General features: G+C 63.6%; 5 protein-coding genes and 1 pseudogene. 2 read left to right on the top strand and 4 right to left on the bottom strand.

The genetic code is table 11. From position 1 onward, the window contains the following. The 3 genes and pseudogenes from L8F97_RS14010 to L8F97_RS14000 form a co-directional block, all read right to left on the bottom strand. A pseudogene (locus tag L8F97_RS14010) lies at positions 1 to 235 on the bottom strand (SGNH/GDSL hydrolase family protein); the annotation flags it as partial. A gap of 95 nt (positions 236 to 330) precedes the next feature. Continuing rightward, entirely contained in the window at positions 331 to 1542 is a 1212-nt protein-coding gene (gene manD, locus L8F97_RS14005) for a D-mannonate dehydratase ManD (RefSeq protein ID WP_242151169.1), read from the bottom strand. 8 nt (positions 1543 to 1550) lie between these two features. Continuing rightward, complete coding sequence (locus tag L8F97_RS14000; protein WP_242151166.1) at positions 1551 to 1775, bottom strand: hypothetical protein; 225 nt, start codon at positions 1773 to 1775, stop codon at positions 1551 to 1553. A 284-nt stretch (positions 1776 to 2059) separates the two neighbouring features. On the opposite strand from L8F97_RS14000, the gene L8F97_RS13995 reads away from it, so the two are divergent. Together L8F97_RS13995 and L8F97_RS13990 are read left to right on the top strand one after the other, a co-directional pair. Next, entirely contained in the window at positions 2060 to 4102 is a 2043-nt protein-coding gene (locus tag L8F97_RS13995; protein WP_242151163.1) for an alpha-glucuronidase family glycosyl hydrolase, read from the top strand. Between the two features lie 123 nt (positions 4103 to 4225). Further along, positions 4226 to 5347, top strand: coding sequence for a LacI family DNA-binding transcriptional regulator (locus L8F97_RS13990; protein ID WP_242151160.1), 1122 nt, complete (start codon positions 4226 to 4228; stop codon positions 5345 to 5347). 93 nt (positions 5348 to 5440) lie between these two features. Here the strand turns inward: L8F97_RS13990 and L8F97_RS13985 are convergent, their stop codons facing one another. Continuing rightward, positions 5441 to 6865: a sugar porter family MFS transporter gene (locus tag L8F97_RS13985; RefSeq protein ID WP_313931996.1), complete on the bottom strand. Its 1425-nt coding sequence runs from the start codon at positions 6863 to 6865 to the stop codon at positions 5441 to 5443. Positions 6866 to 6897 lie beyond the last annotated feature (32 nt).

Below are 6897 nucleotides of genomic sequence, written 5' to 3'. Positions count from 1 at the left end.
CGTTGGAAAACCGCACCCGCAGCATCTTGCCCGCAAGCGTCGGGCGGACGACTTCGCGCAGCGTGGCGCCGGCCATCCCATTGGCGGGCAAAGCGTCGGCGGTGGCGGTGGCGGGCGCCATTTGCGAGGACGCCCAAGCCGCCTGCCACGAACAACCGGGCCCTGCCGCCTGTGCGGCGGTGGCGACACCGCCCGTGCTCAGCAGCAACAGCGCAAAGTTCAACATCGGACGCATCGCGGATCCTCCAAAAGAAAACGGGGCCGGCCAGGCGACCGGCCCCGAGGATTACACTGGGGAGTGTAACGGTGAAAACATTCGCACGGCAGCGATCACCAGCTGAACATCGTGCCGTCTTCAAGGCGGTTTACCGGCAGGAACGCGCGCTTGTATTCGTAACCCTTGGCGAGTTCCTCGTCGATGTCGACCCCCAGGCCGGGCGCGTCACCGGGATGCATCGCGCCGTTCTCGAACGTGTAGGCGTGCGGGAATACCGCGTCGGTTTCGGGTGTGTGGCGCATATATTCCTGCACGCCGAAGTTCGGCACCGACAAATCGAAATGCAGCGCCGCCGCCATGCACACCGGCGACAGATCGGTCGCGCCGTGGCAGCCGGTGCGGACCTGATACATGTCCGCGAACGCCGCGATACGGCGTAGGTGCGTGATGCCGCCGGCGTGGACCACGGTGGCGCGGATATAGTCGATCAGCTGGTTCTGAATGAGATCCTTGCAGTCCCAGATCGAGTTGAAGATCTCCCCCACCGCAAGCGGCGTGGTGGTGTGCTGGCGGATCAGTTTGAACGATTCCTGGTTCTCGGCCGGGGTGGCGTCCTCGAGCCAAAAAGGGCGGTATTGTTCGAGATCCTTGCCGAGCCGCCCCGCCTCGATCGGCGTCAACCGATGGTGAATGTCATGGAGCAGGTGCACGTCCCAGCCGAGCGCCTCGCGTGCCGCCTTGAACAGCTCGGGCACGATGCGAAGGTACTTGCTCGTATTCCAGACGTTCTCGGTCGGCAGATCGGCGTCGGCCGGTTCGTAGAAGTACTTGTCCTTGGACACACCATAGGTGGAGGGCATGCCGGGCACACCGCATTGAATGCGGATCGCCTTATAGCCTTGCGCCTGATATTCGAGCGCAGCGGCGATCGTATCCTCGATGGTCGTGCCGTTGGCGTGACCGTACACCATCACGTTCTCACGCGCCGCACCGCCGAGCAGTTGATAGACCGGCAGACCGGCGATCTTGCCCTTGATATCCCATAGCGCCATGTCGACTGCGGCGATCGCGCTCATCGTCACCGGGCCGCGCCGCCAATATGCACCCTTGTAGAGATACTGCCAGATATCCTCGATTCGGTGCGCGTCACGGCCGATCAGGCACGGGACGACATGATCGGCGAGATAGCTCGCCACCGCCAGTTCGCGGCCATTAAGCGTCGCATCGCCGACCCCGGTAGTGCCGTCGTCGCATTCGATCTTGAGCGTGACGAAGTTACGTCCCGGCGAGGTGATGATGACGCGGGCGGAAACGATCTTTGGCATGACTATCCTCAGGCGAATTCAAGATTGATGGTTTCAAAGTCGGAGCATCTCGGCGCCGCCACGATGCCGGGCAGGTCGGACTCGATCACTTCACGCAAGGCGGCATCGCTCAGGCGGTGCGTACGCGGTCTAGGGCGGCGGCAACGCTTGCGCTGCGCGGCGAGTGTCGCCATCGACCTGTCGGCAGTCAGACGCAGGAGACTGCGGCGGCTGTTTACAGCGCTGAGCTTCATGATCTGACCAGCCTCTAGAATTGGTCAGGTCATATGCCGACATAAGCGTCGCCGGGGAAGTGCAAAATGGGTGTGAACTGTTCCTCGACTGCCGATTGGCCGCAGGCGTATGTTCCATACCGGCACTTCCTCCCGCGTGTTCACGCGCGGCATTGCTGTGGTGCCGTGCTGATGATACCCCTGTCAATCACGAGGATATGGGCGGTTGTCAATGGCGACGCGGTACCAGGGAGAGGCATGTGAAGGCTATTCTATCGCTGTTGGGCGCAGTTGCAATATTTGGTATGACCAGTGGCGTTGCCCACGCCGATGACGGCTATGACCTGTGGCTGCGAAACGGCGAGCACGCCGCAGCGGCGGTCGTCGCGCAGCAATCCTCGCCGACACTCAGCGTCGCCGCCGCCGAACTCCGCCGTGGGCTACCCGACGGCGCGCGAGAGGTGCTGCTCGCGCGCACCACGTCGCCACAGGTGACCGCGCTGAAGCTCGATCTCGGTACGCTGGGGGATGAGGGCTATGCAGTTCGACCGGTGCGGATCGGCGGGCGCGCGGTGACGCTGATTACCGGCAACAGCGATCGCGCGATCCTCTACGGGGCCTTCGCGTTGATCCGCTACGTGCATACCGGGAACGCACTGGCCACCGCGACGCTGACCTCAAGCCCACGTATCAAACTGCGCGTCCTGGATCATTGGGACAACCTCGACGGCACGGTGGAACGCGGCTACGCGGGGCAATCGCTGTGGGACTGGTGGACCCTCCCCGATTTCCGTGATCCGCGCTACGTGGATTACGCCCGCGCCAATGCGTCGATCGGCATCAACGGGACCGTCCTAAACAACGTCAACGCCAGTCCGACCAGCTTGACGGCGCCCTATATCGCCAAGGCTGCCGCGCTCGCCGACGTGTTCCGGCCCTATGGTATCAAGGTGTATCTGTCGGCGCGTTTCTCCGCACCGATCGAGATTGGCGGCCTCAAGACCGCCGATCCGCTCGACCCGCAGGTCGCGGCATGGTGGAAGGCGAAGGCGGACGAGATCTACCGCGCCATTCCCGATTTCGGCGGCTTCCTCGTCAAGGCGAACAGTGAAGGGCAGCCCGGCCCCCGCGATTACCACCGCACCCACGCCGATGGCGCCAACATGATGGCGGAGGCGGTCGCCCCGCATGGCGGCATCATCATGTGGCGCGCTTTCGTCTATGCCGAAACCAACGCAGAGGACCGCGCCAAGCAGGCGTATACTGAGTTCAAGCCGCTTGACGGCAAGTTCGCGCCCAACGTGATCGTGCAGGTCAAGAACGGTGCGATCGACTTCCAGCCGCGTGAGCCATTCCATCCGCTGTTCGGGGCTATGCCCAAGACGCCGCTGATGATGGAATTCCAGATTACCAAGGAATATCTCGGCTTCGCGACGCACCTCGCCTATCTCGGGCCATTGTTCACGGAAACCCTCGACGCCGACACGTTCGAGAAGGGACCGGGCTCCACCGTCGCCAAGGTTATCGACGGGTCGCTGGAAGGGCATACGCTCACCGGCATGGCCGGGGTCGCCAATATCGGGCGCGATCGCGACTGGTCCGGATCGACGTTCAACCAGGCGAACTGGTATGCGTTCGGTCGGCTGGCGTGGGATCCGTCGTTGTCGTCCCAAGCGATCGCGCGGGAATGGGCGGAGCAGACGTTTGGCACCAACCCGCGCGTCGTCGATACCGTCACGCAGATGATGCAAGGCTCCCGCGAGGCGGTGGTCGATTACATGACGCCGCTTGGGCTTGCGCATCAAATGAGTACGTCAGGCCATTACGGACCAGGACCGTGGATCTCCGATCTCAAGCGGCCGGAATGGAACCCGACATATTACAATCATGCGGATGCGGGTGGCATCGGCTTCGACCGCACGGCCACGGGCAGCAACGCGGTTGCGCAATACGCCCCGCCGGTCGCCAAGATCTTCGCCGATCCCGCGTTGACGCCGGAGCGGGACCTGCTCTGGTTTCATCATGTGAAGTGGGATCGCAAGATGGCGTCCGGTCGCACGTTATGGGCAGAGATGGTCGCGGATTACGATCGCGGCGTTGCTTACGTCGCCGACATGCGTACGCGCTGGGCAACTTTGAAGCCGCTCATCGATGCGGAGCGCTGGCAGAAGACCGCCACGTATCTTGCCGTGCAGGAGCGCGAGGCGCGATGGTGGCGCGATGCGAGCCTTGCTTACTGGATGTCGGTCAACCATTTGCCGCTTCCAGCCGGCGCGGCGCCGCCGCAGCACGATTTGACGTGGTACAAACAACTGAGCTTTCCATTGGCACCGGGCCAAGGAAAATGATCGAGACGGCGCGGCAGTAATCGCCCATATACTGCCGCACGACTGCACATGCCGGGAAAGTTGCGCGCATCGGCCTTGCGCAAATGTCGCGTGTCCGTAATCTGCTGTGCGAAAGGTTTGCATGTGAAGGAACCCCGCCCCCGGCGCCAACGCAATGTGCCGACGATCAGCGATGTTGCGGCCAAGGCGGGCGTATCACCGATGACGGTGAGCCGAGTCATCAACCATGAGGCGAACGTTCGCGACGAAACGCGACGTCGCGTCGAGGCGGCGATCACCGCGCTCAACTACCGGCCAAGTGCCGCAGCGCGCACCCTGGCAGGCGGCGACGAAATTCGCATCGGCCTGCTCTATTCCAACCCCAGCTTCGCCTATCTGAGCGCGTTGCTGGTTGGCAGCCTCGATCAGGCGAGCCGTGCCAACGTGCAGATCATCGTCGAGAAATGCGACGAGGAAGGCACCGAAGGCGCGGCGATCGAACACCTGCTGCGCGGCCGCATCGACGGCCTTGTACTGCCGCCACCGCTCGGCGACTCACAGGTGATCCTGGAGGCGCTGGCGGATTGCGACATACCTATCGTCGCTCTGTCGACCGGTCATGCGCCGGATTGGGCAATGTCGGTCAGCATTGACGATCGCCAGGCTGCGTACGACATGACGCGACACCTGGGATCGCTCGGGCATCGGCGGATCGGGTTCATCACCGGCAACCGCAATCTTACCGCGAGCGGTGAGCGGCTGGAGGGGTATCGTGCGGCATTGGCCGATCTGAACCTCGCCGACGCGTCGGAACTGATCGCCGAGGGGCTGTTTACCTATCGATCCGGCCTCGACGCGGCAGACCAGTTGCTGGAGCTTGCCGATCCGCCATCCGCGATCTTCGCGTCCAATGATGACATGGCGGCGGCGGCTGTGGCGATCGCGCACCGGCGTGGGCTGGATGTGCCGGGCGATCTGACCGTCTGCGGGTTCGACGATACCGCGCTTGCCACCACGATCTGGCCCGAGCTGACCACGATCCGTCAGCCCGTCACCGATATGTCACGCATGGCGGTCGACCTGCTCGTCCGCGAAATCAAGGCGCGCAAGGCGGACGAGACGGGTGTGCCCTCGCAACATCTGCTTGCCGAGTACGAACTGATCCGCCGCCAGTCCGATGCCGCACCCCGCCGACGGCCGACCGTGCGATCCGCGCACCATGACGTCGCGGTACAGATCGCCAAACACGCGCGCGAGGCGCTCTGACCCGCTAACAAAAAGGGGCGGCCGCTTTGCCAAGCGGCCGCCCCTCTTCGTGTCTGGCGTACTGCCGCTCTCCGACGGGGAGCGGCGCGGCACTCAGCCTTCCATCGCCTCGAGTTCGCGTCCGCGCGTTTCCCGGACCATCTTCTGCACGAAGAAGAACGAGATCGCCGCGAAGGTGGCATACCCCACGTAGGTGACCGCCAGACCCGGCGTCTTGGCGAGCGTCGGGAAGCTGACGGAGACCACCGCGTTGGCGATCCACTGCGCGAAGCCGGATACCGCCAGCCCCGAACCGCGAATCTGGTTCGGGAACATCTCGCCGAGCATGACCCACATGATCGGGCCCCAGCTCATGTTGAAGAACACGGTGTACAGGTTAGCGGCGATCAGCGCGATCAGCCCGTTGCTGCCCGGCAGCGCCACGGCGCCATCGGCGCCGGTCACAGCCGTCGAGAACGCCCAGGCGACGGTGCCGAGCGTCACCGTCATGCCGGCCGAACCGATCAGCAGCAGCGGCTTGCGGCCGATCTTGTCGACGGTCGCGATGGTGAACACGCATGCAGCGATCGACAGCACACCCGACAGGATGTTGATCATCAAGGCGTCGTTTTCGGAGAAACCGACCGCCTCCCAAAGTGTGGCGCCGTAGTAGAACACGACGTTGATGCCGACGAGCTGCTGGAACACGGCCAGACCGATACCCGTCCATAGGATCGGGCGGATCTTGCCGGTGGTCTTGTCGATCAGATCCGACATCTTCGGCTTGTGGTGATCGCCGGCGAGGCTCGCACGGATTTCAGCGACCTTGCGGTCCGCCTCGTTCGAGCCGAACAGCTTGGTGAGCACGGTGTGCGCCTCGGTCTCACGACCCTTGGCGACCAGAAAGCGCGGGCTTTCCGGGATGAAGAACAGCGCCGTCAGATAGATTGCGGCCGGAACCGCCTGCAGCCAGAACATCCAGCGCCAGGCGGTGAAACCCAACCAGAAGTCCGCAGTCGATCCACCGGCATAACGCGCCACCGCATAGTTGGCGACGAACGCGCCGGTCAGACCGGTGATGATCATCACCTGCTGCACGCTCGACAGGCGACCGCGGATCGCCGCCGGCGTCACTTCCGAGATGTAGACCGGCGAGATCACGCTTGCCGCGCCGACGCCGAGGCCGCCGAGGATGCGCGCGCAGATGAAGATCAACGAACTGCCTGCGGCGCCAGCGACCAGCGCGCTGATAAGGAACAGCACCGCAGAAAGCATCATCACGTTGCGGCGGCCGATCGCATCGGCCATCCGCCCGGCGAGGAACGCACCGATCGACGAACCGACCAGAATCGCGCCGACGTTAATGCCGAGACCGAACTTGCCGAGCGAGAACGCCGCCTCCAGCCCCTTTTGCGTGCCGTTGATGACACCCGAATCGTAGCCGAACATAAAGCCGCCGATCGTTGCCACCGCCACGATCAGTGCGATGAAGCCGATATTCAGCTTTTGTCCGGGCGAAATTGCCGCCGTTCCTGTCACATCCTGCTCCTTGTTATGCCCCGTCGGTCCTT

It is taken from the genome of Sphingomonas sp. BAUL-RG-20F-R05-02, assembly GCF_022662305.1.
Lineage (GTDB): Bacteria > Pseudomonadota > Alphaproteobacteria > Sphingomonadales > Sphingomonadaceae > Sphingomonas.
Note: the sequence above shows the minus strand (reverse complement) of the source record. Positions and strands in the feature narration are given on the sequence as shown.